Consider the following 23350-nt stretch of genomic DNA (forward strand, 5'->3'; position numbering starts at 1 on the left):
CCCGGCCAAGGGCGGTTCGGCGAGCTAATTGGCCGGGCGTCTCCCGCGGAGGTCAGCGGTAGTTGACGAACTGCACCGCGAAGTCGAGGTCCTGGCCCTTGACCAGCGACTGGACCTCCTGCAGGTCGTCGCGGCTCTTGCTCGAGACCCGGAGTTCGTCGCCCTGAATCTGCGCCTTGACGCCCTTCGGGCCCTCGTCGCGGATCAGCTTGGACAGCTTCTTCGCGTTCTCCTGGGTGATCCCCGCGCTGATCGTGGCGTTGATCTTGTAGATCTTGCCGGACAGCTTCGGGTCCTCGGCCTCCAGTCCCTTGAGCGAGATCTGCCGCTTGACCAGCTTGTCCTTCAGCACGTCGAGTACGGCGTTGCACCGCTCCTCGGTGTTGGCCTGCAGGTCGATCGCCTCGCCGGTCAGCTTGATCCCCGCGTCGACGTTCTTGAAGTCGAACCGCTGGCTGATCTCCTTCGCCGCCTGGTTCACGGCGTTGTCCACCTCCTGCTGGTCGACCTTGTTCACGATGTCGAAGGAGGACTCCGAAGCCATGGGCACTTCCCTTCCGAGTTGCTGTCTTTCCGATTTGCTGTCAGGGGCACTGTCTGTTGTATCGTCTCTCACGCCGGTTCACGAACCGGCATCACCCTGGCAGGTTGCCCGAGCGGCCAAAGGGAGCAGACTGTAAATCTGTCGGCTTATGCCTACGCAGGTTCGAACCCTGCACCTGCCACAGGGCCTGGAACGGCTCCTGGTCTCCGGATCAGGAGCCGTTTCGCTGTTCCGAGGCCAGACCCGGTCTGCTGGGTAGCGTCCTCCTCGTGAGCATCTCCGACGACGACGTGCCCGACGGCCTGACTCCACGAGCCCGACGATTTGTCGGCGTCAACGGATCCAGGGGTGCCTTCCGGCCCGTCGAAGATCACCGCGCGCGGTGGCTCGAGCACGGCATCCCCGCAGAGGTGGTCGACCGCATGGCGACCTACCAGCGGCGCTGGCGCGATATGCTCCTGCCTCCGTCGACCCAGTACGACGGAGGGCCGGCCACCCTCACTCCGGATGCGCCGGAATCCGGCCCGGGCGGGTGGTGGTTCGACGCCGGGCCGCAGCGGGTCTCAGTTCCGTACGCGTTCGTGATCGGTCCGTCCGGTGAGTTCGGCCTCCGAGCGGACCGGTGGACACCGCTTCATGCGAGTGTCGAGGGCTGGGTCGAGTCGCTCGCACTCGCGCATGAGGCCTCCACCTGGGCGCGACAGATCACCAGGTACGTCGGCGACGAGGCCGACGGCATCGACCTGAACGGCTACGAGCCAGTGGTCGAGGTGCAGGGCCTGGCCGACACCTGGTGGCGAGACGCCGATTCGCTCGTGGCCCTGTACACCGGAGAGGCCGAGTGCCTGGACTTTCCCGAGAGCCGGGCTGCGCTGATCTACTCGGGCCTCCGTGGAGGCGCCAGCTAGTCGAGGCCGTTCACCAGAGGAACGTGAGCTCAGCCAGTACGACGTGCGGCCGCGCGGCCAGCCAGGTGTCGAGGCAGGCGCGGAGGTCGGCCTCGGCGCCGGCCAGGCCGAGGACGGCGGCGTCGGTTGCCGCGGGGGTGTGGTTGTGGGCACTGTCCCCGGCGCCCGGGGAACCATGCGAGCAGTCGGCGCACAGGAGGTGGATGCCTGACCAGTCGTCGATGCCCAGGCCCCGTGGGGCGACGAGGTCGGCGAGGGCGTCGAGGTCGGTGGGGGTGGCGCCGACGAGCTGGGCCTGCCAGGTCGGCAGGTCCGACTCCGACAGCCGGGCCAGTTGGTCGAAGACCGCGACCTCCTGCTCGCCGAGCTGGCGGGTGCCCTTGGGTTCGCCGTCGTGCAGGAGGACGTCGCCGAAGCGATGCCCGGACGCGGGTAGCGGGACGCTCGAGATCACCGCGTGGGCGGGGCTGCGGCGCCGGCACCAGACGACCTCGGTGTCGCCGAAGGCCGGCACGACCTGGTGCGGCAGGCTCGGGCGGTCCGGGTTGACCCGGATCGGGGCGTAACCGAAATTCATGTCGATCGGCTCGGTCCCCGCCTCGACGCCGTCGATCCCGTACGCCGTCCAGGCGCGTCGCGCGGTCGCCCAGTCACCGATCGCGGTCGCGGCGATGCCCAGGTTCCACGCGGCCGGGTTCTCGCCCCCGTACTCGGCGGCGTCCTCAGCGGTGAAGAGGTCGACCGCGCGCTGGTTCCGGACGACCGACTCGGCCCACTCGCCGCGGGCCTTGGAGTACATCCCCGCCTCGAACCAGATCGCGGAGAAGCCGGGCAGCGCCGCGGTCATCTCGGAGGCCAGTCGCCCCGCCGCCGCGGCGTCGCCGACCCGGTCGGCTTCCTTCCAGTCCTCCCACAGCGCCTTCGCGGTCCGGCCGTTCGTCGTACGATCCCCCTGCGCATCCATGACACGCATCCTGCCGCACGATTCCGGGAATAGGCGACGGGCGGACCGGAGTTGCTGGTTGTGGAGAGCACCACCGATCGTGATCGAGGAGAAGAGCGGGCGATGAAACCCACCGAGTTCGTCAAGGTGAACACTCAGTTCTGGGGCGAGCACCTGAAGAGTGTCAGCGAGCACCTGCCCGTCAGCCACTCGCGCGAACTGCCCGGCCCGCTGCTCTACCCGCGGCTGATGCTGCTCACCGAGACTCCCGACTGGAACATCCTGGAGCTGGCCGGCGTCAGCCGCGAGTACCGCTCCCTCGAGGTCCGCCGCCAGAAGGCCGCCGGGATCGACGAGTACTTCGGTACGACGGCCGGCGCGGCCGCCGTCGTCGCGCTGCCTGACGAGAGCGTCGTGAAGGACGCGACCATCGCCAGCGAGCGCGGCAAGAACGCGCTCTCGGACTCGTACCCCGCGACGCAGAGCCTGCTCGGCAACGAGATGGTCGGCCCGAGCGACCGGCTGCTGGAGTTCCAGCCCGGCAACTACGCCGTACTGGACCGTGTCCTGCTGGCCCAGTCGTCCGGCCTCGCGGTCCGCCTGAAGTGGAACTTCTTCACGATCGCGATCCACCGCTCCGAGCCCGCGGCCAAGTACCTCGACTTCCTGCAGCGCCTGGTCGGCAACTCCGAGCACCTCGACCCGGTCGGCGCCTTCGCGGTACCGCGCGGTGAGGGCGTCGAGAAGGCCCTCAAGGCCGACCAGTTCGCGAGCACCTACCCGCACGGCCTCGCGAAGCTGACCACGAGTGACTTCCTCACCCAGCACGAGGGCGTCCTGCTGTCGGCGTTCGACGCGACCCGCCTGATCGTCCAGCCGTCGCTGGAGTCGTCGGACGGCACTGTCACCCCCGACTTCATCCTCGAGCGCGAGGACGGCAGTCACGTCGTCGGCGACCTGGCGCTGCCGCTGCGCGAGACCGGCCAGAAGCACCGCCGCTCCCTCGACCTCGCGGCCGGCGCGACGCGGCTGGCGGCGTACCAGAAGTACTTCACGACCGTGGAGAACCAGGCCTTCGCCAAGACCAAGTACGGCGTGGAGATCACCGATCCCCGTACCGTCCTGGTCGTCGGCACGCAGGACTCCGCGGCCGACTTCCCGCAGGCTGCCAAGACGGCGTCGTCGGTCGAGGTCGTCGACTACGACACGATCCTCCGCCTGTACCTCGCCGCGACGTCCGCGGGCCCGGCAGCTCGCGCCGACTCGGGCCCGACGAGCATCGCGACCATGCCGTAGGTCGCCGCCGAGCGCGGCCCACTCTGGGTCGCGCTCAGCTCAGGTGGTGGTCAGCACGAAGTTCGCGGACACCTGCCAGCTCAACGGGCGGCCGCCGTACGAGAAGGCCGGGACGAGGTAGCGGTACGCGAAGCGGCCGCGCTGCGTCGCGGTGAACGTGTAGCTGCCGGCGCCGTTGCTGGTGGAGACCCACTTGAGGTCGCGCCAGGCCTGGCCGTCCCACCGTTGCAGCGTCGTCGGACGTTCGCGGGCGGCGCCAGCTTCACCTGGGTCGTCACCTGCTGCCCGTACGTCGCGGTGGAGTCGGTGAAGCCGCCGGTGACGCCCGGCCGGGTCAGCGTGGTCGAAGCGCCGCTGATCACGCCCAGCCCCAGGCTCCCGTTGGCGAACTGATCCGGTACGGCGACCCGGTACTCGCGGGTTCCCCAGGCGACCGGCGCGAACCGGAACGTTCCCCCGGCGCTCTGGACGATCCCCACGACGTACCACGGCGAGGCCGCGTCGGCTCGCGCCTGCAGTACGACCGGGCGAGACGGCTCGACGATCGGCTCCGCCCAGCACGGCCCGGGATCGCACCGACGGGTGAGCCGCTGCAGCGCCCCGGTGATCACCGTCGGCTGCCCGTACATCGTCGCGACGGGGAAGGACACGCCGCCGATCCGCTCGACGTCGACGTCGACACCGTCCGTGGCGAACGAGTTGGACCACTCGTTGGAGTCGCGCACGCCGATCGCGATGGGCGCCGCGTCGTGCGGCGTGAAGGTGGCGGACGTCGCGGCCCCGGCGTCGGCCACCAGATCGGAGATGGTGACGTTCGCGAGACTCGCGTACACCTGGAACCGGTGCGGTCCGAGCGGAAGATCGAGCGGATCACCTGGGTTGGGATCGACCGGATCGGCACCCGCGTGCCACTTCATCGTGAACTGATTGCCCGCGGCCGCGGTCACCGCCTTCCCGCCACCGAGCCCCCCGGCGTACTGCGGAAACACCTGGTTCGGCACCGACCCCGTCTCGCTCCACGTCACCCGGACGTGCGTGTGCGCGGCGTTCGCCCACGCCACCTTCACGTTCGTCGGCGCCCGATCAGCCGCCTGGGCCGGACTCGCCACCCCGACCTCCACCAACAACCCCAAGACCGCAGCCACCGCCCCTGTCCGCACAGGACCACCCCACTCTCACCTGCTCGATGCGGGTGAGAGTGGGGAAGTTGCGCGTCAGTGGTGCGTCGCGGACAGGTCCAAGGTGCGTGGGGTCAGGTAGAGGACCAGGCCGGCGACCGCCAGCATCAGTACGCCGCCGGAGAGGCCGAACCAGGTGAGGGAGTCGGTGAAGGCGGTTCGGGCGATTCCGGCGAGGGTCGGGTTGTCGAGGGTCAGCGCGCCGGCGAGGGACTCGCGGGCCTGGGCGGGCGCGTCGGCGGGGAGGCCGGCGCGGTAGACGGCGGCGGCGAGGCTGCCGAGGACGGTGATGCCGAGGGCGGCGCCGATCTCGTAGCTGCTCTCCTCGATGGCGGCGGCGCTGCCGGCCTTGTCGACGGGGGCTCCGGCCATGATGACGGCGGAGGCGACGGCCAGGGGAGCGGTGCCGATGCCGATCAGGGTCAGGGACGCGGCGATTCCGGCGTACGACAGCGGTTGGGGGAGCAGGAAGAGCAGCAGGAAGCCGACGGCGCCGATGGCCAGGCCGCCGACCAGGACGGTGCGCGGACCGATGCGCTGGGCAACTACCGGAGCGAGCGGCGAGCCGACCAGACCGCCGACGGCCATCGGCAGCAGCGCGACACCGGAGGCCAGCGGCGACCAGCCCTGGACGAGCTGCAGCCACTGGGAGATCAGCAGCAGCGCGGCGACCATCGCGAAGCTGGTGATGAGCGCGGTGAGGACACCGGCGGTGAAGCCGCGCCCACGGAACAAGCGGATCTCCAGCATCGGCTCGGCCGCGCGCAAGCACCGCAGGACGAAGCCTGCGAGGAGCGCGGCTCCCACCAACCCGATGACCAGCACCTCGACGGTGATGCCGTCCTTGCCGAGCTCCTTGATCGCGTACACCAGCCCGACCATCCCCACGATCGACAACCCGGTCGCCAACGGATCAAGCCGTCCCGGCCGGTCCGACCGGCTCTCGGGCAGCAGCATCAGCGCGGCGACGACAGCGACGACCATCACCGGCACGTTGAACAGGAACGCCGAGTGCCAGCTGAAGTTCTGCAGCAGCGCACCACCGACGATCGGCCCGAGCGCGCCACCCGCGGCAGCGGTCGCACCCCAGATCCCCAGCGCGGTCGCGCGTTCGCGAGCGTCGGGGAACAGCGACCGGATCAGCGACAGCGTCGAGGGCATGATCATCGCGCCACCGACCCCGAGCAGCACCCGGATCGCGATCACCGACGCCGGGCTGTCGGCCAGCAGTACGCCGAGCGAGGCCGCGCCGAAGATCACGAACCCGGTCACCAGCATCCGCCGCCGCCCGAGCCGGTCGCCGAGCGCGCTGGCGGTGACCAGCAGCCCGGCCAGCACGAGCGAGTAGATGTCGACGATCCACAGCTGCTCGACCGAGCTCGGCCGCAGGTCCTCGCCCATCGCGGGCAGCGCGAGGTTGAGGATCGTCATGTCCATCACGACCACCAGCAGGCTGGCGGACAGCACCGCGAGCCCACCCCAGCGCCGCCGTGCGCTCGGGGTCGCTGCTGGCGGCGAGTACGTCGTACCGGCGGTCATCGGGAATCTCCAGTCGGGGTCGCGGTGCCAGTGAGGAAGGTCGAGAAGACGAGCGCGTCGAGGTCGCGCCGGGCCACGTCGCCACGGCGCAGCGCCTCGCGGGCCGCGATCATCAGGCCGTACACGGTGTGCTCGATCCACCGCGCCGGCAGGTCGGCGCGCAGGACGCCGGCCCGCTGCGCGCACGCGTAGAACTCGACCTCGCGCTCGATCAGCACGTTGGTCCGCGTCGTCAGCTCCCGCATCGCTTCCATCCGGTTGTTGGCCAGCGCGTACGCGAACTCGTCGGCGTTGTCGACGAACCAGGTCACCAGCTCGCCCAGGCAGGCCCGGATCCGTTCGGCGTCGCCGGACTCGCCGGCCGCGACCATCCCGGTCTCGATCTGCGAGCGGTCCCAGTGGTCGAGCGCGCGCTCGCCGATCTCACGCAGCAGCGCGTCCCGGGAGGCGAAGTGGCGGTTCAGGGTCGCCCGCCCGATGCCGATCGCGGCCGCGAGGTCGGCCATCGAGGTGGTCGGGTCCGAGTTCAGCCGCCGGAGCGCGGCATCAAGCACCTGGGCACGTGTCAGCATGCGTCCAGTAGACATGATTGTCCCGTTTGAGACAAGTCCGTCTCACTTGAGACATCGATCACTCAGTCGTGATAGCTCCAACGGCTGCCACGACGGCCTTGCGCTGGGTCGCCGGAAGACCGGCCGTGAGTTCGGCGATGCGATCCGTGTACGCCGAGTGCGCCTGGTGCGCGAGCTTCGTGCCGGGCGCGCTCAGTGCGATCCGGCAGGCGCGCCGGTCCCCGGGGTCGGCCTGCCGCTCGACGAGCTCGCGCCGCTCCAGCCGGTCGACCATGCTCGTCAGGCTCGACCGCTCGATGCTCATGATCCGGCTCAGCTCGGTCATCCCGAACGGCCCGGCGAGCAGCACGCAGAGCAGGTGCGCCTGCTGCGGGGTCAGTCCGAGCGGCCGGCTCGACTCGGCGTACAGGTCCTGCAGCTTGTGCATCAGCTGGACCAGCGCGCCGACCAGCTCCGTGTCCTGTGCGGCCATGGGTCCATCGTAGTCCGCTCCTCGAACTGTCGGCAGGCCCGATAGTTCGATGTACTACTATTTAGATCTACGAACTACTTGGGAGGAACCGCGATGACCGTCGTCCTCGGAATCGGCGTCCCGGCGACGCTGCCCGACCTGCTGCAAGCGGCCGAGCAGGCCGATCGGGACGGGCTCGACCACGTGTCGATCGCCGATCACCCGTACGGCGCCCGCGCGCTCGACGCCTACGCCGCGATCGGATGGGTGCTGGCGCGGACCGAGCGGATCAACGGGCTGGTCAACGTCACCAACCTGCCGTTGCGCCCGGCACCGATCCTGGCCCGTACGGCGTCCACGCTGGCCGCGTTGTCGGGCGGTCGGCTCGTGCTCGGTCTGGGCGCCGGCGGCGCACCCGACCGGATCAGCGCGATGGGCGGCCGGCAGCAGACGCCGCGCGAGGCCGTCGACGCGTTCGAGGAGGCGATGGTCCTGATCCGGTCGCTGACCACGGCCGGCCCGGCGGTGACGTCGGCCGGGCCGCGCTACCCGGTGAAGGCGATCCCGCCGGTCGCGGCCCAGGGACTGCAGATCTGGACCGGCTCCAACGGCCCGCGATCGCTCGCGGCGACCGGGCGCCGGGCGGACGGCTGGATCCCCGGCCACGCGGCCGACTGGCTCAGCGAGACCTACAGGACGGCGCGGCCGATCATCGACGCGGCGGCTCTCGCGGTCGGTCGTACGCCGGGCGACGTCGCGACGATCTACAACTTCCCGGGCGCGATCACCGACCGTCCCCTGGATCGCACCCGCGACGACGAGGGCCGGTGGATCGGCGGGTCGGTGGCGCAGTGGGTCGAGGAGCTGACCGGCGCGGTGCTCGAGCACGGCGCCGCGGGGTTCACCTACTTCCCCCGCGGCGACGCGTCGTACGAGAGTTCGGCCGCGCGGTGGGCCCAGGAGATCGCGCCGGCGGTGCGGGCCGCGACCTCCTGAGCCTCGGCGTCAGCTCAGTTCGGCGAGCTCCTCCGCCGACAGCTCGATCGCGCCGGCGGCGATGTTCTCCTCCAGGTGCGCCGGGTTGCCGGTGCCCGGGATCGCGAGCACGTGCGAGCCCTGGTGCAGCGTCCAGGCCAGCCGGATCTGCTGTTCCGACGCGTCCTTGGCCGCGGCGATCCGTCGTACGGCGTCGGAGTGGTCGGTGGTTGCCGTGCCTTCACGGGCCTGCCCGGCGATCGCGAAGAACGGGACGTACGCGACGCCGCGCTCACCGCAGACCGGGAGGAACGTGTCGTCGTCGCGATGCGTGTCCAGGGCGTAGGAGTTCTGCACGCACACGACCGGCGCGATCGGCTGCGCCTCGTCCAGGTGGTCGAGACGGATGTTGGACAGTCCGAGGTGCCGGATCAGCCCGGCGTCGACCAGGTCGGCGAGCGCGCCGAAACGTTCGGCGACCGAGTCCTCGCCGGGCTTCTTGATGATGCGCAGGTTGACTACGTCGAGCACGTCCTTGCCGAGCTGGCGCAGGTTGAGCTCGACCTGCTCGCGCAGTTCGGCGGCGGTGGTCGCGTTGTAGAAAGCACGCTCCGCGGTGGATCCCGGCCCCACCTTGGTGGTGATCACCAGGTCCTCCGGGTACGGCGACAGCGCCTCGCGGATCAGCTCGTTGGCGTAGCGGACCGCCCCGTCGCCGACCTGCAGCGTCCCACCGGGAGAGGCGTAGAAGGCGGCAGTGTCGATGTGGTTCACACCGAGCTCGACGGCTCGGCGCAGTACGCCGATCGCGACGGCGCGATCGGGGTTCGGGGTCGTGCGCATCGCGCCGAACCCGAGTCGGTTGACGGTGAAGTCGCCCAGCTTCCAGGTACCCGCGGCAGCCGCGGAAAGGTTTTCAGGCATCCGCACAGCCTATTCCTCGCCGATCGCCCGGATGTCGGCCGAGTCCCGGTGCAACCCCCACACCACGAGCCCGGCAAGACCAGCGGTCTTCGCCTCCAGTACGACGAGGTCGCCGACGCAGGCCTCGTCCGCCCGGCCGCCGTTGTCGACGACCAGCACGTCGCCCGGCTCGGCCTGGCCGAACGCCTCCAGGAAGATGTCGACGCTCCCGACGTGCCGCGCCGGCAGCACCCGCCCGGCCGGCCGTCCCGGCAGCGCCGCGGTCAGGCCCACGCACCGCACCGTCACCTTCGCCCGCAGGCACGCGTCGGCGACGTGCGCCGTGGTCAGTTCGGCGAACCGCGCGGTCAACTCGTCCGGCTTCATGAGGCCTCCCCTAGGTCGAGGATCGACCCTGATCAGCCGATCGATACGCCGCCAGACGGCCGCCGTACTACGAACGCGCCAGGAACCGCAGGATCTCCGGGAGCCCGGGGGAGTAGCCGTCGCTGGTGTCGACGGTGAGCGTCGGCGCCGGCAGCGCGATCGGGTCGAACGACTCGTGCACGGTACGACGCCGTTGCTCGTCGTGCTGGGTGTCCTCGTGCGCGGCCCGCGTCGGCGTACTGCCGGAGCGGTCGGTGATCCGCGCGAAGGCGACGGCGGCCGGGACCGTGCAGTGCACGATCCGGAACTCGGCCTGCCCGATCAGCGGCGTCAGGCCCGGCCGCCAGAGCCGGTCCTGGAAGGCTGCTTCGGCAACGACCGACGTACCGCGGCCGACGAGCAGGCCGAGCACGTCGAAGAACGTCGCGAGCGTGCGCATCGTCAGCGGATCGGCGGGGCCGGGCACGAAGTCCGGGGTGGCGTGCGCCATCCCCTCCTTGATCTCGTCCCGGCAGATCGCCGGGCAGCCGACGCCGGCCGCGATCCGGTGGGCCAGCGTCGTCTTGCCGGTTCCCGGCGGTCCACTCATCACGATCACCATCGGCAGCACCCGCCGCACCTTAGCGGTTCGGTGAGGGCTCTGCTGGTTGCCTGCAGCCACAGAATGTCTCGTTATGCAAGACGCAAGGTCTCAATAGGTAAGATTTAGAGCTAGTCTGAGCGCGAGACAAAGGAGTCCCGCGATGAACAACGTCTACACCCACGGCCACCACGAATCCGTCCTGCGGTCGCACCGCTGGCGCACCGCCGAGAACTCGGCCGGCTACCTGCTGCCGCGGCTGCGCCCCGGGATGAGCCTGCTCGACGTCGGCGCCGGCCCCGGCACGATCACCGCCGAGCTCGCCGCACTGGTCGCGCCCGGCCGGACCACCGCGCTCGAGGCGAACGAGTCCGCGCTCGGCATCACCCGCGCGACGTTCGCCGAGCGCGGGATCACGCCGAGCTCCGCCGCGGGTGACACCTCCGCGGGGAGGGCCGACGAGCCGGCGATCGAGGTCGACTTCGTCGTCGGGGACGTGCACCGCCTCGACCTTCCCGACGACTCGTACGACGTCGTGCACGCCCACCAGGTCCTCCAGCACGTCGCTGATCCCGTCCAGGCACTGCGCGAGATGCGCCGGGTTTGCAAGCCGGGCGGGATCGTCGCGGTGCGCGACTCCGACTACCACGCGTTCACCTGGTACCCGGAGCTGCCGGAGCTCGACGAGTGGATGGAGCTGTACCAGCGGTTGGCCCGCGCCAACCAGGGCGAGCCGGACGCGGGCCGCCGGCTGCTGTCCTGGGCGCGCGCGGCCGGGTTCGAGCAGATCGAGGCGACGGCGAGCAACTGGACCTTCGCGAACGTCGAGGACCGCGACTGGTGGGGCGGGATGTGGGCCGACCGGGTGCTGCAGTCGGCGATGGCCGACCAGGCGCGGGCGTTCGGCGTACCGGAGGAGGCTCTGGAACGGATCTCGGCCGCCTGGCGGGCGTGGGCCGCGGCACCGGACGGTTTCCTGAGCCTGCTGCACGGCGAGATCGTCGCGATCGCCTGACCAAGATCGCTACTCGGTGTAACGATCGGCTCGGGACGTCGATAGAGGGGTGTTGGCGGTACGCCGGCCGGGGGCCCTGGGGAGGGAAGGGCCGGCGTCACGACCGCCTCTCACGTCCGAGGGGGACAACTTCATGCGTTACAGATCCGCAGCGCTGGGGCTGGCGGTGGCGACTCTCGCTGCCATCGGCCTCACCGCGCCGGCCGAGGCTCGGTCGTTGCAGAGCACAACCAGTACGGCGGTCGCCGCGACCAAGGTGGTCACGTCGGCGATCCAGTGGGGGCAGAACGGCGACGTCGCCGTACCGCGTTCGTACGTCGGTGACAGCAAGCTCGAGCTCGCCGTGTTCCGGCCGAGCAACGGGACCTGGTACATCCGCGGCTGGACGAACATCAAGTTTGGCCAGGCCGGGGACATCCCGGTCCCGGCCGACTACAACGGTGACGGGCGCGCCGAGCTCGCCGTGTTCCGTCCGTCCAACGGCTACTGGTACATCCGCGGCGTCGGCCAGTTCGTCTGGGGCCAGGCCGGCGACGTACCGGCCGCGTCGAACTACGTCGGCGACAGCCGCGCCGAGGCGGCCGTCTGGCGCCCGTCGCTCGGTCGCTGGTTCATCCGGGGAGCCGCTCAGATCTCCTGGGGTGCGAACGGCGACGTCCCCGCACCCGCCGACTACGTGGGCGACGGTCACAGCGACCTCGCCGTGTTCCGGCCGTCGCTCGGGCGGTGGTTCATCCGTGGGGCCGCGCAGATCGTGTGGGGCGCGAACGGCGACGTACCGGCCGCCGCGAACTTCGTCGGCACCGCGAAGGCGGACCTCACGGTCTTCCGGCGGGGCGTCTGGTTCATCCGCGGCGCCGGCACTGTCACCTGGGGCCAGAACGGCGACCGCCCGTACGCCGGGAACTACGCCGGTACGACGGCGACCGACCAGGGCGTCTGGCGCCCGTCCAACGGGACTTGGTACCTGCGGTACCAGGTGCAGGTGAACCCGCCAAAGCCGCCGCCGCCGACCGGTTGCTCGCCTGCTTACCCGGACGTTTGCATCAAACCGCCGCCGCCGAACAAGACCTGCAAAGACGTGCTGCCGTTGGTGAACTTCCGGGTCGTCATCCACCCTGACCCGCACGGCTTCGACCGAGACAACGACGGGATCGGCTGCGAAAGCTGATCCTTGCCTAGAGCAACCGGCCCCCGAGTAGCAGATCGGGGGCCGGTTTCACTTCCCCGCGAAGACCACCAGGTAGTTGTCCGGGTCCCGCACCCACAGCTCCCGATGCCCGGCGTTCGGGTTCTCGTGCACCGCGGTCTGAACGTCACCGGCAGCAACCCGTCCGGCGAGACCGTCCAGGTCATCCACCTCGAACCACACCGCAACCCCGTTCCCCAACGGCAGCTCCGGATCACCGATGTTCCCGTGGTGATGCCCGACCTCCAGCTTGTGCAGCTGCAGCACCAACTGATCGTCCACAGTGATTCGCTCGTACTCAGGCCCGCCGTGCGCACTGACGCCGCCCAGCACCCCGCAGTACCAGGCACTGCTCTTCTCCACGTCCCGTACTGCGAGCAAAGGCTGCGGTCTCACCGAAAGCGTCATACCAGCGACGTTAAACCGGCCCACCAGCGGAAGTCTTGGACGAATGGGCACGCTGCCGAGAAGCCTCGTACAGCACCGCGGTCGCCGCGTTCGCAGCGTTCAACGAACTGGCCGCCCCACCCATCGGAATCCGCACCAGCTCGTCGGCGAGTTCCTTCCACGCCGCCGAAAGCCCGGACGTCTCGTTCCCGACGAGCAGCAACGTAGGCCGCGTGAAGTCGAAGTCGTACACGTCCACCGACCCGTGCTCATCGGTGCCGACGACAACAACCGGTACGCCGCCCGCCCGCTGCTCGGCGACCCACTCCATCACCTCACGCTGCGAAGGCACCCGGATGGAAGGCAGCGCGAACAACGAGCCCGTACTGGCCCGCACCGCCTTCGGGTCGTAGATGTCGGCCGCGTGCCCGGTCACGACGAACCCGTCGGCCCCGAACGCGTCCGCCGACCGGATGATCGACCCGATGTTGCCCGGCCCGGTCGGCCGGTCGAACACGACGCCGAGGAAGTCCCGCTCGACCGCGATCCGCGACAGCTCGTCCGGCGGCATCGCCACCACGGCGACGAGCTCGGCCTCGGACTTCTCGGTCAGTTCCGCCAGCAGCTCGGGCTCCATCAGGACACGCTCGGCCTGTCGCTGGCTCTGCAGCAGGTCGCGCGCCCACTGCGACGGCACCCGCGACGCGTCCTGGATCAGCGCGTTGACCGTCCACCCGTGCTCGACCGCCAGGCTGATCGGCCGCACGCCCTGGACGAGGAACTCGCCGGCCCGCTGCCGCTTGTTCCGGTTGCCCAGCAGCGCCTGCCACACCTGGAACCGCGCATTCCGACTACTGACCCGCGTCGCCATAGCGCCCAACAGTACGAGGAACGCCCGGCGGGGTTTCGCTGTGGGCACAGGACAGGGCACCAAGTGAGGAGACAACGACGTGACGATGCGTGCTGTGCTGGCCGTGGTGCCGGTGGCGGAGATCGAGAAGGCCGTCCAGTGGTACGAGGGCTTCTTCGGCCGGGCGGCCGACACCCGCCCGATGGATTCCCTGGCGGAGTGGCACCTCAGCGAGCTCGGTGTCGTGCAGGTCTTCGAGGATCCCGGCCGAGCAGGCCGTACGGCGGTCAACCTCACGGTCGACGACCTCGACGCGACGCTGTCCACGCTGTCGGGCCAGGGCATCGCGTCGTCCGACGCGCAGGTCGTCTCCGGAGGCCGGCAGCGGCTGGCCGTCGTACAGGATCCTGACGGCAACCAGCTCGGCCTGATCGAGTCGCTGACGACCTAGGTCTAGGTCCCGAGCGTCGACTCCCGCGGTACCAGTTCCGTCGGCATCGACAGCAGCCCGGACGGCGCCGCCCCGCTGATCATCTCCAGCAGCAGTTGAGCGGTCCGCCGACCCAGCTCCTCCAGCTGCAGATCCACCGTCGTCAGCGGCGGCCGGCTCGCGAGCGCCATCACGCTCCAGTTGTCGTACCCGGTCACCGCGACGTCGTCGGGCACTCGGCGCCCCAACTCTCGCAGCCGATCGCACACCCCGCGGGCGATCTGATCGCTGCCGCAGGAGATCGCGTCGACCTGAGCTGTCCGCAGCAGGACGTCGACCGCGTGCCGTCCCCACCGCTCACTCCACTCCCCGTGCAGCGGCTCGCCCACCCACGCGTCCCCGGCAGCCTCGCGCGTCGACGCAGCCCGCACCACCGCGCTCCGGTGCGTCGCAGGCCCGGTGACATGCGCGATCCGCCGCCGTCCCAGCGACAGCAGGTGCCGTACGGCGGACGCCGCGCCGCCGTGATCGTCCATCACCACGGAGGTGTCGGTGGGATCGCTCGACGGACTGAACGCGTAGACCACCGGCATCGGGACGTCGATCGGCGCGCGCGCCTCGATCCGCCGGCCGGTCACGATGATCCCGTCGACCCGGCGGGCGACCAGCGACTTCAGGTAGTGCGACTCGCGCAGCGCGTCGTCCCGGGTGTCGCACAGGACGAGTGCCATCTCGCCCGCGCTCAACGCGTCCTCCGCACCGAGCATGATCGGGATGCTGAACCGCCCCGAGCTGTCGGTCGTGATCAGGCCGACCGTGTAGCTGCGACCCGACGACAGGGCCCGGCCGCGACTGTCCGGTGTGAAGCCGAGCTGCTCGGCCGCACGTCGTACGCGCTGCCGGGTTTCCTCGCGGAGCTGACCGGTGTCGTTGAGCGCCTTGGACGCCGTACTGGTCGAGACGCCGGCCAGAGCGGCGACGTCGGTGATCCGTGGCACGACCGGTCCCCGTGACGCCATCTGCCACCCTCCCAGCATTTCCGGACTTTCCGTCAGAGTAGCCCAGCATGCCCTTGACCAAGGGCAATCGGGTGCCTACGGTCAATGAGGAAAACGTGTTCCGTCCGTTTCCGTGAGGAGCCGCTCGATGCCGAAGGACCAGCTCTCGCCAGCCGCCACCACCCGCGCCGTGCTCCGGCCGATCGGTCTCGGCCGGGCCCGGATCACCGGTGGTTTCTGGTCCCCGCGCCAGCAGCGCAACGCCGAGAACGCCATCCCGTCCGGTCAGGAGCAGCTCGAGACGGCGGGCAACCTGCAGAACCTGAGGCTGGCTGCCGGTATCGGCGAGGGCGAGGCGATCGGACCGGTCTTCGCCGACTCCGACGTGTACAAGTGGCTCGAGGCCGTCGCGTGGGAGTACGGGCGCAACCCGTCCGAGGACCTGCTCCGTCGCCAGCGCGAGGTGACCGCGCTCGTCGCCGCCGCTCAGCAGGAGGACGGTTATCTCGACTCGGTCGTCCAGCTGCGGGACGAGGGCCGGTACCAGAAGCTCGTCTGGAGCCACGAGCACTACTGCGCCGGGCACCTGATCCAGGCCGCGGTCGCGCAGGTCCGCTGCACCGGCGACACCGCGCTGCTCGACGTCGCCGTGAAGCTGGCCGACCATCTGGTGAGGACCTTCGGAGATCTCGAGGACGGCAAGATCCGCGACGTCGACGGCCATCCGGTGATCGAGATGGCGCTGGTCGAGCTCTACCGCGAGACCGGTACGCCGGCGTACCTGGGCCTCGCGCGCTGGTTCGTCGAGGCGCGCGGTCACGGGATCATCGCCGGCCACGGGCACGAGCCGACGTACTTCTCCGACCGCCGTCCGGTGCGCGAGGCAACGACCGTCGAAGGGCACGCCGTACGGGCCGTGTACCTGGCGGCCGGCGCGACCGACGTCGCGGTCGAGACCGGCGACACCTCACTGCTCGATGCGCTCAAGGGCCAGTTCGCCCACCTGTGGGCCACGAAGACCTACGTCACCGGCGGCCTCGGTGCGCGCTGGGAGGGAGAGGCGTTCGGCGACGAGCACGAGCTACCGCCGGACCGCGCGTACGCCGAGACCTGCGCGGCGATCGGCGGCATCCAGTGGGCGCACCGGATGCTGCTGGCAACCAACGACGCCTTCTACGCCGACGCTCTGGAACGGATGCTCTACAACGGCTTCCTCGCCGGCGTATCGCTCGGCGGCAGTGAGTACTTCTACGTGAATCCCTTGCAGCTAAGGGGAAATGCTCATCCGGACACCGGTCGCAGCCCGGCCCGCGGCCGCCGTGGCTGGTTCGACTGCGCCTGCTGCCCGCCCAACATCATGCGCACCTTCGCCAGCCTCGACGGTTATCTAGCGACCACCTCCGACACGGCGATCCAGGTCCACCAGTACGCCGAGTCGACGATCACCACCGACACCACCGAGCTCCGGGTCGACACCAACTACCCCTGGGACGGCACCATCCGGATCACCGTCGCCAAAACCCCGCCAACCCCCTGGTCTCTGGACCTCCGCATCCCCGCCTGGGCCGAAGGCGCCACCGTCAACGGCAAGCCCGTCGACGCCGGTTCCTACGCCCACGTCGAGCAGACCTGGTCACCCGGCGACACCGTCGACCTCCAGATCCCACTCACCCCGCGGACCGTCACCGCGGCGCCGCGCGTCGACGCCGTACGGGGTTGTGTCGCGATCGAGCGAGGTCCACTCGTGTACGCCGTCGAGCAGGTCGACCAGGACGTGAACGTCGACGACCTGCACCTGCTCGATGCGCCGATCACGTCCCACCACGAGCCGGACCTGCTCGACGGTGTCACCGTGCTCACCACCCGAGGTCGCGTGGACTCGCCGACCGAGATCAAGGCCGTCCCGTACTACGCCTGGGCCAATCGCGAGATCGGCGCCATGCGGGTCTGGCTGCCGCGTGGCTGACCATGCTGACCAGGAGGCGATTCCTCGGTACGGCGGCCGCGCTCGCCGGGATCTCGGGCTGCAGCTCGGTCCTGCCTGAGCCGGACGTCGCGGCGCCCGGCTTCGGTACGGGCGCCACCGGGACGGTGAAGGTGTGGTGCAGGGCGGCGACACAGACCGGGCTGACCAGCCTGGTGGAGAAGTTCAACGCGTCGCAGGACCGGCTGGTGGTCGAGCTGACGCCGGTGCTCGACGCGCAGTACGTGACCAAGCTGGCCACCGCGATCCGCGGCCGCGGAGTACCGGACCTGGTCGACATCGACGACATCAACTCGATGCTGTTCATCTACCGCGACGCGTTCACCGATCTCACCGAAGCCCTGGAGGCGCTGGACTTCCGCGCCAAGCTGAGTCCCGGGCATCTCCGGCTGGCGACCCGCGCCGGTCGCGCGTACGGCGTACCGTACCTGGCCGACAACTCGATGTTCTGGTTCAACACCGAGCTCTGCGACCGCGCGGACGTCGATCCCGACCAGGCCGTCACGTCGTACGACGAACTGCTCGCGGCCGCGCGCCGGCTACGCAAGCTCGGCGACGACATCTACGCCTGGAGCTTCCCGGCGAACAGTGCGGGCGCGCTCGGGTTCGTCGTGCAGCCGATGATCTGGGCTGCGGACACCGACCTGATCCGTGGCGAGGTCGGGCAGCAGGAGGGCAACATCGTCGGCAACGACGTCGTACGGCGGATGCTCGAGCTGCACCGGCAACTCTGGGTCGACGGATTGGTGCCTAGGGCAAACTTCTCCGACGACGCCTCGCGCTGGGGGAGCGACTTCCGGGCCGGTGCCGTGGGGATCTTCCCGTCCAACTACAGCGTCGTGGTCTCGGGCTCGGACCCGTCGTTCCACGCCAAGGTGACGCCGCGGTTGCTCTCGGGACCGGACGGCGGGTCCGCGTTCTTCGACGGCGGCGACAACATGTGCATCCCGCGCGGCGCCGAGAACGCGTCGGGTGCCTGGGAGTTCGTCCGGTTCGCGCTCGACGTGCCGCAGCAGACCGACCTGCCCGCGGGCGGGTACACGCCGGTCCGGTCCGATGTCGCGACACCGGAGTTCGCGAAGAAGTTCCCGCTCGCCACGCTGCCGCTGGAGCGGATCGAGGAGGGCTTCGCGCCGACCACCCTGTCGTACAACCTGCTCTACAACCAGCCGGACGGGCCGTGGCTGCAGATGTTCCGCCGGGCCGTGTTCGACGGCGAGCTGGAGGCCGCGATGACCGAAGCCCAGGAGTCGTACGACCGGATCCTTGCGCAGGGCCAGGCATGAGCCGCGCGTCGCTGACCCACCCGCCGCGGACCGGGCTGCTGCTGGTCACACCGGCGGTGCTGTTCGTGGGTGTGTTCGTCCTGGTGCCTTTGGGCTTCGCGTTGGTGATCTCGTTGACCAACTGGCCGCTGATCGGCGAGGTCCGGTTCAGCGGTCTGAAGAACTACACCGCGATCGTCTCCGACGCGGCGTTCGCCAAGTCCGTGCTCTACACCCTGCTCTACACGGTGATCGTGACCGGCCCGATCCTCGTGCTCGGCTACGCGTTGGCCGTCCTCGTACGGCGCAAGCGGCGCGGCTCGACGTTGCTCCGGACGATCTTCTTCCTGCCGTTCGTGGTCGGGCTGTCGACCCTCAGCTTCGTCACCGTCCTGGAGGCCCAGCCCGAGAGCGGCGCGATCAACATCCTGCTGCGCGGCCTGGGCATCACCGACGGTACGACGGCCTGGCTGGTCGACGGGCCCTTGGCCACCGGGCTGATCTGCGTGCTGGTGATCTGGGGTGTCTCCGGGCTGACGATGATGCTGCTGATGGCCGGGATGCAGGCGATCCCGCGCGAGTTCTACGAGTCGTCCGAGCTGGACGGCGCCACCTGGTGGCAGCAGGAACGCGAGATCACCATCCCGATCCTCCGCCGGACGATCGCGATGGCCGTCATCATCTCGGTCGTCGGCTCGCTGCTCGCGTTCTCGCAGTTCTACATCCTGACCCGCGGCGGACCGGGCACGGACACCGCCACGGTGGTCCAGTACATCTACAACCGCGCCTTCGTGCAGCTCCAGCTCGGCGCCGCCACCGCGCTGTCGATCGTGCTGGTGGTCGTCGTCGGCCTGGTCACCGCGGCGCAGTTCTGGCTGCTCCGGGAGAGGGACTGACGATGCCGCGCCTCAAGAACGTCTTCTACGTGGTCGGCGGCGCCGGCGCGCTGCTGGTCTTCGCCGTACCGTTGCTGTGGGCCCTGTTCCGCTCGGTCCAACCGAACGACGTGATCGTCGCCGCGCCGGACCGGGCAACCTTCTTCCACCTGACCTGGGACAACTTCCGCACCCTGGTCGAGGGCCCCGGCAACCTGTTGCGGGCGGTCGGCAACAGCCTGGTCGTTGCCCTCAGCACCGCCGTACTGACCGCTCTGCTCGCAACCCTCGCCGGCTACGGCTTCGCCAAGTTCCGCTTCCGCTCCGGGCCGCTGCTGTTCGCGCTGGTGGTCGTGTCGATGATGATCCCGTTCCAGGCGATCCTCACCCCGCTCTACCTGCAGCTCAACGTGATGCGCCTGACCGACAGCCTGTTCGGCCTGGTCCTCTTCTACACCACGATGAACCTGCCCTTCGGCGTCTTCGTCATGCGCAACTCGTTCTCGTCGGTCCCCGCCGAGCTGGAAGACTCCGCCCACGTAGACGGCTGCGGCACCCTCCGCATGATCGCCTCGGTCCTCCGCCCCCTGGTCACCCCCGGCGCCGCCACAGTCGCCCTCTACGCTTTCCTCGCCGCGTGGACCGAATTCCTGGGCGCCCTCACGTTCCTCACCAAGGACGAGCTCTACACCCTCCCCGTAGCCCTGGTAAACGTCCAGGCAGGCGCCTACGGCGAAGTCAACTTCGGCTCCCTGGTCGCCGGCTCAGTCATCGCGATGATCCCCTGCGTAGTCCTGTACGTAGGCCTCCAACGCTTCTACGTAACAGGCCTGGCCTCCGGCGCCGTCAAAGGCTGACCCTTCCTCCCACGCTGTCCACCGCCGAAGTCCAGAGCACGACCTTGTGCACGACTCAGCCATGCGTGCGGCCTCCCGATGGCTGACCGGTGCACAAGGTGGTTCCGGCTGGAGACGAGAGCGCGATTGCTTGGCTGGCTGATTACGTGGTGCCGGATGCAGCGTGCGAGTGCGGGCCGGGGGAGGATCGACTCATGTCGAGCTTGACTGATGCCGTGTTTGACGACTGACGCCGTACACCGCGGCAGTCGTGGAACTAGGCGCTAGTCGACCCGTGCTTGGGGTTGCTGGCGCTTCGGGGGTCGGAGAACGGGGTGGGGTCTGGTCCCAGTACGGCGTCGTCCGGGTGTTGCCCGCTGGCGATCGTTGCGTCGTGGCTCAGGGCGGCCCGGCCGCAGAGCTCGAGGAGTTCGGGCTCGTTCTTGACGATCTGCTTTGCCTTCGGGCCGAGTTCGATGATGTGGTCCCGGGACTCGATCAGGCGGCGGTAGATGCGTTCGCGTTCTACCGGGTCGTCGGTGTACTCGGGGTCCAGGTACGTGGTGGCGTCGCGGCGGGCGTTGGCCATGGCGGTCTGGGTGCGGCCTCGGGTGCTGAGGAGAGAAGCGAGGACGGTGATGACGAGGACCACCAGGATGACCAGGAGGGACAGGCCGGTGCTGATCTCGGCGACCTCGATGTGGTCGCCGTCGTTGATGAACGGGACGTTGTTCTCGTGCAGGGCGTGCAGGACGAGTTTGACGCCGATGAAGCCGAGGATCGCGGCCAGGCCGAAGGACAGGTAGATCAGGCGGTCGAGCAGGCCGTCGAGGAGGAAGTAGAGCTGGCGGAGGCCGAGCAGGCTGAAGGCCGTGGCGGTGAAGACGATGTAGACGTTCTGGGTCAGGCCGAAGATCGCGGGGATCGAGTCCAGGGCGAACATCAGGTCGGTGCCGCCGATCGCGACCATGACCAGCAGCATCGGGGTCATCGCGCGCTTGCCGTCGACGAGGGTGAAGAGCTTGTCGCCGTCGTAGGTCTCGGTGGTGGGGAACAGCCGGCGGCTCAGCCGGACCACGATGTTCTGCGCGGAGTGCGACTCCTCCGTGGACGGGCGCAGCATGTTGCCCGCGGTCAGCAGCAGGGCCAGGCCGAACAGGTAGAAGACCCAGGCGAAGGTGTTGATCAGTGCCGACCCGAGCAGGATGAACCCGGTCCGCGCGACCAGCGAGAACATGATGCCGAACAGCAGCACCTTCTGCTGGTCCTCGCGCGGCACCCGGAAGCTGTTCATGATGATCAGGAACACGAACAGGTTGTCGACCGACAGCGCCTTCTCGGTGACGTACCCGGCGAAGTACTCCGAGCCCATCGCGGTCCCGCCGAGGACGAAGGTGCCGACGCCGAACAGCAGCGCGATCCCGACGTACACGCTGGACCAGAGCGCGGCCTCGCGCAGCTGCGGCACGTGCGCGCGGCGGACGTGGAAGAAGTAGTCGAAGGCAAGCAGCCCCAGGATGCCGGCGATCGTCAGGATCCAGACCAGCGGTGAAACCTCCATGGACGTACTCAACCACGAGCAGGCCCCGGTCAGGAACGAGTCTTCACAAGTGCCACGAGATAGCGACAGACGGCCGTCGAAGGATTGTGGAACGTGGTCGGCGACGGTACGCCGAGCTCGAGGCAGTCGCCGGCGTTCAGCTCGTGCACGAGGTCGCCCTCGTGGAAGCGCAGGTGTCCGGTCAGGACCCAGAGCTGCTGGGTCTTGAAGATGTACGCGTCGGCCGGGTACGTGACCGACGCGCCGGGCGGCAGCTCGACCTCGACCAGCTCCAGCGGCGAGTCGGTGCCGGGGGAGACGGCGCGGCGGCGGTAGCCGGTCGCGGGATCGGTCCAGACCGGCTGGTCGTCGGTACGGCGTACGCGACCGTCGTCGCCGTCGGACTGCTCGGCGCGGGCGACCAGTTCCGACAGAGTCATGCCGAGCGCGCCGGACAGCCTCCCGAGCAGTACGGCGGTCGGCTGGGCCTCGCCGCGCTCGATCTTGCCGATCATCGCGCGGGAGACGCCGGAGCGCTCGGCCAGCGCGTTCACCGACAGGTCCCGGTCGTGGCGCGCGGCCTGCAGGGTCGCGGCGAGCGAGGCGGAGAGCTGATCCATGCTTGCCACTATAGCGGCAGGTGTGGCTACTATGGTGGCATGAGGATCAGGGATGCGCTGCCGCACGAGGATGCGGCGGCCTGTGCGGCGATCTACGCCCCGTACGTCCGCGAGACAGCGATCAGCTTCGAGCTGGAGCCGCCGAGCGCGGCGCAGCTGGCCGAGCGGATCGTCGCCGCGCAGAAGCGGCACGCCTGGCTCGTGCTGGAGGACGACACCGCGCGGATCGTCGGGTACGCGTACGGCGGGCCGATGAAGGAGCGGGCGGCGTACCGGTGGTCGTGCGAGGTCAGCGTCTACCTCGAGCCCGGCCGCCGTCGTACCGGCGGGGGACGAGCCTTGTACGAGGCGCTCTTCGAGCGGCTGACCGAGCGAGGATTCCGTACGGCGATCGCCGGGATGACGCTGCCGAACGACGCCAGCGTCGGCCTGCACGCCGCCCTCGGCTTCGAGCCGATCGGCACCTACCGCAGGATCGGCTGGAAGAACGGTGGCTGGCACGACGTCGCCTGGGCCCAGCGAACGCTCGCCGTCGCCGAGGATCCGCCGGAAGAAACCGTCTGACCTCTCGTCGTCCGAAGATGGAGACGTGAGCGACAAGCGTGTGACCGTACGCCGGGCAGTGGCGGCCGATGAAGCCGCCCTGCTCGACCTCGAGCTGACGGCCTGGGACGCGACCTCCGGCTTTCCGTCGCTGACCGCGGGGGACCGGACGACCTTCTTCGCCGAGCGGTGGGGGCCGGAGGCGTTCATTGTCGCCGAGTTGGACGGGCGGGTGGTCGGCTACCTCCGGCTGCAGGAGAAGTACCCGTTCCCCGAAGGTGCGGGAGTGCTCTCGATCAACGGGCTCGCCGTCGCGGTCGACGCTCGCGGGCAGGGCGTCGGCTCGGTGCTGATGGAGGCCGCGTCCGCGGAAGCGAAACGCCGTGGCGCCCGCAAGATCGCCTTGCACGTGCACGGTGTGAACACCGTCGCAAGGCGTCTGTACGAGCGCCACGGTTACGTCGTCGAGGGAACTCACCCACGAGAGTTCCTGATCGACGGCCAGTACGTCGACAGTCTCGACCTGGCCCTGTTCCTGTGAA

Annotated in this window: 26 protein-coding genes and 1 tRNA gene; 13 read left to right on the forward strand and 14 right to left on the reverse strand. The window is 69.5% G+C overall.

Going from position 1 to position 23350, the window contains the following annotated elements; translation table 11 throughout:
• Positions 1 to 52 precede the first annotated feature (52 nt).
• The gene (locus tag ACLQ2O_RS07690; RefSeq protein ID WP_425828654.1) at positions 53 to 544 is read right to left on the reverse strand and encodes a YajQ family cyclic di-GMP-binding protein; all 492 of its coding nucleotides are present in this window, start codon (positions 542 to 544) and stop codon (positions 53 to 55) included.
• Positions 545 to 642: 98 nt separating this feature from the next.
• Between ACLQ2O_RS07690 and ACLQ2O_RS07695 the strand changes: the two genes are divergently transcribed.
• Positions 643 to 725 (forward strand) — tRNA-Tyr (locus ACLQ2O_RS07695).
• A gap of 88 nt (positions 726 to 813) precedes the next feature.
• Positions 814 to 1452 carry a hypothetical protein gene (locus ACLQ2O_RS07700; RefSeq protein WP_425828656.1) on the forward strand — a complete coding sequence of 213 codons (639 nt, stop codon included), beginning with the start codon at positions 814 to 816 and terminating at the stop codon, positions 1450 to 1452.
• A 10-nt stretch (positions 1453 to 1462) separates the two neighbouring features.
• On the opposite strand, the gene ACLQ2O_RS07705 is transcribed toward ACLQ2O_RS07700, so the two are convergent.
• Complete coding sequence (locus ACLQ2O_RS07705) at positions 1463 to 2416, reverse strand: hypothetical protein (RefSeq protein WP_425828658.1); 954 nt, start codon at positions 2414 to 2416, stop codon at positions 1463 to 1465.
• A gap of 102 nt (positions 2417 to 2518) precedes the next feature.
• Between ACLQ2O_RS07705 and ACLQ2O_RS07710 the strand changes: the two genes are divergently transcribed.
• Positions 2519 to 3691 carry a hypothetical protein gene (locus tag ACLQ2O_RS07710; RefSeq protein ID WP_425828659.1) on the forward strand — a complete coding sequence of 391 codons (1173 nt, stop codon included), beginning with the start codon at positions 2519 to 2521 and terminating at the stop codon, positions 3689 to 3691.
• 80 nt (positions 3692 to 3771) lie between these two features.
• Here the strand turns inward: ACLQ2O_RS07710 and ACLQ2O_RS07715 are convergent, their stop codons facing one another.
• The 4 genes from ACLQ2O_RS07715 to ACLQ2O_RS07730 form a co-directional block, all read right to left on the reverse strand.
• The gene (locus ACLQ2O_RS07715) at positions 3772 to 4836 is read right to left on the reverse strand and encodes a hypothetical protein (RefSeq protein WP_425828661.1); all 1065 of its coding nucleotides are present in this window, start codon (positions 4834 to 4836) and stop codon (positions 3772 to 3774) included.
• A 69-nt stretch (positions 4837 to 4905) separates the two neighbouring features.
• Entirely contained in the window at positions 4906 to 6408 is a 1503-nt protein-coding gene (locus ACLQ2O_RS07720) for an MFS transporter (RefSeq protein ID WP_425828663.1), read from the reverse strand.
• Positions 6405 to 6980: a TetR/AcrR family transcriptional regulator gene (locus ACLQ2O_RS07725; RefSeq protein WP_425828665.1), complete on the reverse strand. Its 576-nt coding sequence runs from the start codon at positions 6978 to 6980 to the stop codon at positions 6405 to 6407. The genes ACLQ2O_RS07720 and ACLQ2O_RS07725 overlap by 4 nt, the downstream gene beginning before the upstream one ends.
• Before the next feature lie 58 nt (positions 6981 to 7038).
• Positions 7039 to 7452, reverse strand: coding sequence for a MarR family winged helix-turn-helix transcriptional regulator (locus ACLQ2O_RS07730; protein ID WP_425828667.1), 414 nt, complete (start codon positions 7450 to 7452; stop codon positions 7039 to 7041).
• Positions 7453 to 7545: 93 nt separating this feature from the next.
• Between ACLQ2O_RS07730 and ACLQ2O_RS07735 the strand changes: the two genes are divergently transcribed.
• Positions 7546 to 8427 carry an LLM class flavin-dependent oxidoreductase gene (locus tag ACLQ2O_RS07735; protein WP_425828669.1) on the forward strand — a complete coding sequence of 294 codons (882 nt, stop codon included), beginning with the start codon at positions 7546 to 7548 and terminating at the stop codon, positions 8425 to 8427.
• Between the two features lie 9 nt (positions 8428 to 8436).
• Here ACLQ2O_RS07735 and ACLQ2O_RS07740 read toward each other — a convergent pair whose 3' ends face one another.
• The 3 genes from ACLQ2O_RS07740 to ACLQ2O_RS07750 all read right to left on the reverse strand — a co-directional run bounded on the left by ACLQ2O_RS07740 (position 8437) and on the right by ACLQ2O_RS07750 (position 10297).
• On the reverse strand, positions 8437 to 9330 hold the full coding sequence (locus ACLQ2O_RS07740; protein WP_425828671.1) for an aldo/keto reductase: 894 nt from the start codon (positions 9328 to 9330) through the stop codon (positions 8437 to 8439).
• Positions 9331 to 9339: 9 nt separating this feature from the next.
• Positions 9340 to 9696 carry a hypothetical protein gene (locus tag ACLQ2O_RS07745; RefSeq protein ID WP_425828673.1) on the reverse strand — a complete coding sequence of 119 codons (357 nt, stop codon included), beginning with the start codon at positions 9694 to 9696 and terminating at the stop codon, positions 9340 to 9342.
• 67 nt (positions 9697 to 9763) lie between these two features.
• Positions 9764 to 10297, reverse strand: coding sequence for an AAA family ATPase (locus ACLQ2O_RS07750; RefSeq protein WP_425829095.1), 534 nt, complete (start codon positions 10295 to 10297; stop codon positions 9764 to 9766).
• A 142-nt stretch (positions 10298 to 10439) separates the two neighbouring features.
• Here ACLQ2O_RS07750 and ACLQ2O_RS07755 point away from each other — a divergent pair, with 142 nt between their 5' ends.
• Both ACLQ2O_RS07755 and ACLQ2O_RS07760 read left to right on the forward strand, forming a co-directional pair.
• The gene (locus ACLQ2O_RS07755; RefSeq protein WP_425828675.1) at positions 10440 to 11291 is read left to right on the forward strand and encodes a class I SAM-dependent methyltransferase; all 852 of its coding nucleotides are present in this window, start codon (positions 10440 to 10442) and stop codon (positions 11289 to 11291) included.
• 133 nt (positions 11292 to 11424) lie between these two features.
• The gene (locus tag ACLQ2O_RS07760) at positions 11425 to 12462 is read left to right on the forward strand and encodes an FG-GAP repeat domain-containing protein (RefSeq protein ID WP_425828677.1); all 1038 of its coding nucleotides are present in this window, start codon (positions 11425 to 11427) and stop codon (positions 12460 to 12462) included.
• Between the two features lie 48 nt (positions 12463 to 12510).
• On the opposite strand, the gene ACLQ2O_RS07765 is transcribed toward ACLQ2O_RS07760, so the two are convergent.
• Positions 12511 to 12888 (reverse strand): VOC family protein, encoded by a 378-nt coding sequence (locus tag ACLQ2O_RS07765; protein WP_425828679.1) that lies wholly within the window; start codon positions 12886 to 12888, stop codon positions 12511 to 12513.
• A 10-nt stretch (positions 12889 to 12898) separates the two neighbouring features.
• Positions 12899 to 13738, reverse strand: a complete 840-nt coding sequence (locus ACLQ2O_RS07770) for a TrmH family RNA methyltransferase (protein WP_425828681.1) — start codon at positions 13736 to 13738, stop codon at positions 12899 to 12901.
• Between the two features lie 79 nt (positions 13739 to 13817).
• On the opposite strand from ACLQ2O_RS07770, the gene ACLQ2O_RS07775 reads away from it, so the two are divergent.
• On the forward strand, positions 13818 to 14168 hold the full coding sequence (locus ACLQ2O_RS07775) for a VOC family protein (protein WP_425828683.1): 351 nt from the start codon (positions 13818 to 13820) through the stop codon (positions 14166 to 14168).
• Positions 14169 to 14170: 2 nt separating this feature from the next.
• Here ACLQ2O_RS07775 and ACLQ2O_RS07780 read toward each other — a convergent pair whose 3' ends face one another.
• Positions 14171 to 15166 (reverse strand): LacI family DNA-binding transcriptional regulator, encoded by a 996-nt coding sequence (locus ACLQ2O_RS07780; protein ID WP_425828685.1) that lies wholly within the window; start codon positions 15164 to 15166, stop codon positions 14171 to 14173.
• 127 nt (positions 15167 to 15293) lie between these two features.
• Here ACLQ2O_RS07780 and ACLQ2O_RS07785 point away from each other — a divergent pair, with 127 nt between their 5' ends.
• The 4 genes from ACLQ2O_RS07785 to ACLQ2O_RS07800 are packed head-to-tail and all read left to right on the forward strand — an operon-like array spanning position 15294 to position 20126.
• Complete coding sequence (locus ACLQ2O_RS07785) at positions 15294 to 17111, forward strand: glycoside hydrolase family 127 protein (RefSeq protein ID WP_425828687.1); 1818 nt, start codon at positions 15294 to 15296, stop codon at positions 17109 to 17111.
• Positions 17112 to 17113: 2 nt separating this feature from the next.
• A complete protein-coding gene (locus ACLQ2O_RS07790; protein ID WP_425828689.1) occupies positions 17114 to 18415 on the forward strand; it encodes an extracellular solute-binding protein in 1302 nt (433 codons plus the stop codon).
• Positions 18412 to 19290: a carbohydrate ABC transporter permease gene (locus ACLQ2O_RS07795; RefSeq protein ID WP_425828691.1), complete on the forward strand. Its 879-nt coding sequence runs from the start codon at positions 18412 to 18414 to the stop codon at positions 19288 to 19290. Before ACLQ2O_RS07790 ends, ACLQ2O_RS07795 begins: the two co-directional genes overlap by 4 nt.
• 2 nt (positions 19291 to 19292) lie before the next feature.
• Positions 19293 to 20126: a carbohydrate ABC transporter permease gene (locus tag ACLQ2O_RS07800; RefSeq protein WP_425828693.1), complete on the forward strand. Its 834-nt coding sequence runs from the start codon at positions 19293 to 19295 to the stop codon at positions 20124 to 20126.
• 256 nt (positions 20127 to 20382) lie between these two features.
• On the opposite strand, the gene ACLQ2O_RS07805 is transcribed toward ACLQ2O_RS07800, so the two are convergent.
• Together ACLQ2O_RS07805 and ACLQ2O_RS07810 are read right to left on the reverse strand one after the other, a co-directional pair.
• On the reverse strand, positions 20383 to 21666 hold the full coding sequence (locus ACLQ2O_RS07805; protein ID WP_425828695.1) for a TerC family protein: 1284 nt from the start codon (positions 21664 to 21666) through the stop codon (positions 20383 to 20385).
• Between the two features lie 29 nt (positions 21667 to 21695).
• Positions 21696 to 22265 (reverse strand): helix-turn-helix domain-containing protein, encoded by a 570-nt coding sequence (locus ACLQ2O_RS07810; protein WP_425828697.1) that lies wholly within the window; start codon positions 22263 to 22265, stop codon positions 21696 to 21698.
• A gap of 39 nt (positions 22266 to 22304) precedes the next feature.
• Between ACLQ2O_RS07810 and ACLQ2O_RS07815 the strand changes: the two genes are divergently transcribed.
• Together ACLQ2O_RS07815 and ACLQ2O_RS07820 are read left to right on the forward strand one after the other, a co-directional pair.
• Positions 22305 to 22829 (forward strand): GNAT family N-acetyltransferase, encoded by a 525-nt coding sequence (locus ACLQ2O_RS07815; protein ID WP_425828699.1) that lies wholly within the window; start codon positions 22305 to 22307, stop codon positions 22827 to 22829.
• Between the two features lie 25 nt (positions 22830 to 22854).
• Positions 22855 to 23349, forward strand: coding sequence for a GNAT family N-acetyltransferase (locus tag ACLQ2O_RS07820; RefSeq protein WP_425828701.1), 495 nt, complete (start codon positions 22855 to 22857; stop codon positions 23347 to 23349).
• The last annotated feature ends 1 nt before the right edge of the window (position 23350 follow it).

It is taken from the genome of Kribbella sp. DT2 (assembly GCF_049844575.1).
Taxonomy (GTDB): domain Bacteria; phylum Actinomycetota; class Actinomycetes; order Propionibacteriales; family Kribbellaceae; genus Kribbella.

What these genes read in the sequence shown, in the direction of transcription:
- ACLQ2O_RS07810 (WP_425828697.1), bottom strand. Translation starts at nt 22,265, where the DNA reads ATGGATCAGCTCTCCGCCTCGCTCGCCGCGACCCTGCAGGCCGCGCGC.
- ACLQ2O_RS07795 (WP_425828691.1), top strand. Translation starts at nt 18,412, where the DNA reads ATGAGCCGCGCGTCGCTGACCCACCCGCCGCGGACCGGGCTGCTGCTG.
- ACLQ2O_RS07735 (WP_425828669.1), top strand. Translation starts at nt 7,546, where the DNA reads ATGACCGTCGTCCTCGGAATCGGCGTCCCGGCGACGCTGCCCGACCTG.
- ACLQ2O_RS07800 (WP_425828693.1), top strand. Translation starts at nt 19,293, where the DNA reads ATGCCGCGCCTCAAGAACGTCTTCTACGTGGTCGGCGGCGCCGGCGCG.
- ACLQ2O_RS07760 (WP_425828677.1), top strand. Translation starts at nt 11,425, where the DNA reads ATGCGTTACAGATCCGCAGCGCTGGGGCTGGCGGTGGCGACTCTCGCT.
- ACLQ2O_RS07770 (WP_425828681.1), bottom strand. Translation starts at nt 13,738, where the DNA reads ATGGCGACGCGGGTCAGTAGTCGGAATGCGCGGTTCCAGGTGTGGCAG.
- ACLQ2O_RS07815 (WP_425828699.1), top strand. Translation starts at nt 22,305, where the DNA reads ATGAGGATCAGGGATGCGCTGCCGCACGAGGATGCGGCGGCCTGTGCG.
- ACLQ2O_RS07785 (WP_425828687.1), top strand. Translation starts at nt 15,294, where the DNA reads ATGCCGAAGGACCAGCTCTCGCCAGCCGCCACCACCCGCGCCGTGCTC.
- ACLQ2O_RS07720 (WP_425828663.1), bottom strand. Translation starts at nt 6,408, where the DNA reads ATGACCGCCGGTACGACGTACTCGCCGCCAGCAGCGACCCCGAGCGCA.
- ACLQ2O_RS07690 (WP_425828654.1), bottom strand. Translation starts at nt 544, where the DNA reads ATGGCTTCGGAGTCCTCCTTCGACATCGTGAACAAGGTCGACCAGCAG.
- ACLQ2O_RS07725 (WP_425828665.1), bottom strand. Translation starts at nt 6,980, where the DNA reads ATGCTGACACGTGCCCAGGTGCTTGATGCCGCGCTCCGGCGGCTGAAC.
- ACLQ2O_RS07805 (WP_425828695.1), bottom strand. Translation starts at nt 21,666, where the DNA reads ATGGAGGTTTCACCGCTGGTCTGGATCCTGACGATCGCCGGCATCCTG.
- ACLQ2O_RS07765 (WP_425828679.1), bottom strand. Translation starts at nt 12,888, where the DNA reads ATGACGCTTTCGGTGAGACCGCAGCCTTTGCTCGCAGTACGGGACGTG.
- ACLQ2O_RS07710 (WP_425828659.1), top strand. Translation starts at nt 2,519, where the DNA reads ATGAAACCCACCGAGTTCGTCAAGGTGAACACTCAGTTCTGGGGCGAG.
- ACLQ2O_RS07780 (WP_425828685.1), bottom strand. Translation starts at nt 15,166, where the DNA reads ATGGCGTCACGGGGACCGGTCGTGCCACGGATCACCGACGTCGCCGCT.
- ACLQ2O_RS07755 (WP_425828675.1), top strand. Translation starts at nt 10,440, where the DNA reads ATGAACAACGTCTACACCCACGGCCACCACGAATCCGTCCTGCGGTCG.
- ACLQ2O_RS07740 (WP_425828671.1), bottom strand. Translation starts at nt 9,330, where the DNA reads ATGCCTGAAAACCTTTCCGCGGCTGCCGCGGGTACCTGGAAGCTGGGC.
- ACLQ2O_RS07790 (WP_425828689.1), top strand. Translation starts at nt 17,114, where the DNA reads ATGCTGACCAGGAGGCGATTCCTCGGTACGGCGGCCGCGCTCGCCGGG.
- ACLQ2O_RS07750 (WP_425829095.1), bottom strand. Translation starts at nt 10,297, where the DNA reads ATGGTGATCGTGATGAGTGGACCGCCGGGAACCGGCAAGACGACGCTG.
- ACLQ2O_RS07730 (WP_425828667.1), bottom strand. Translation starts at nt 7,452, where the DNA reads ATGGCCGCACAGGACACGGAGCTGGTCGGCGCGCTGGTCCAGCTGATG.
- ACLQ2O_RS07705 (WP_425828658.1), bottom strand. Translation starts at nt 2,416, where the DNA reads ATGGATGCGCAGGGGGATCGTACGACGAACGGCCGGACCGCGAAGGCG.
- ACLQ2O_RS07745 (WP_425828673.1), bottom strand. Translation starts at nt 9,696, where the DNA reads ATGAAGCCGGACGAGTTGACCGCGCGGTTCGCCGAACTGACCACGGCG.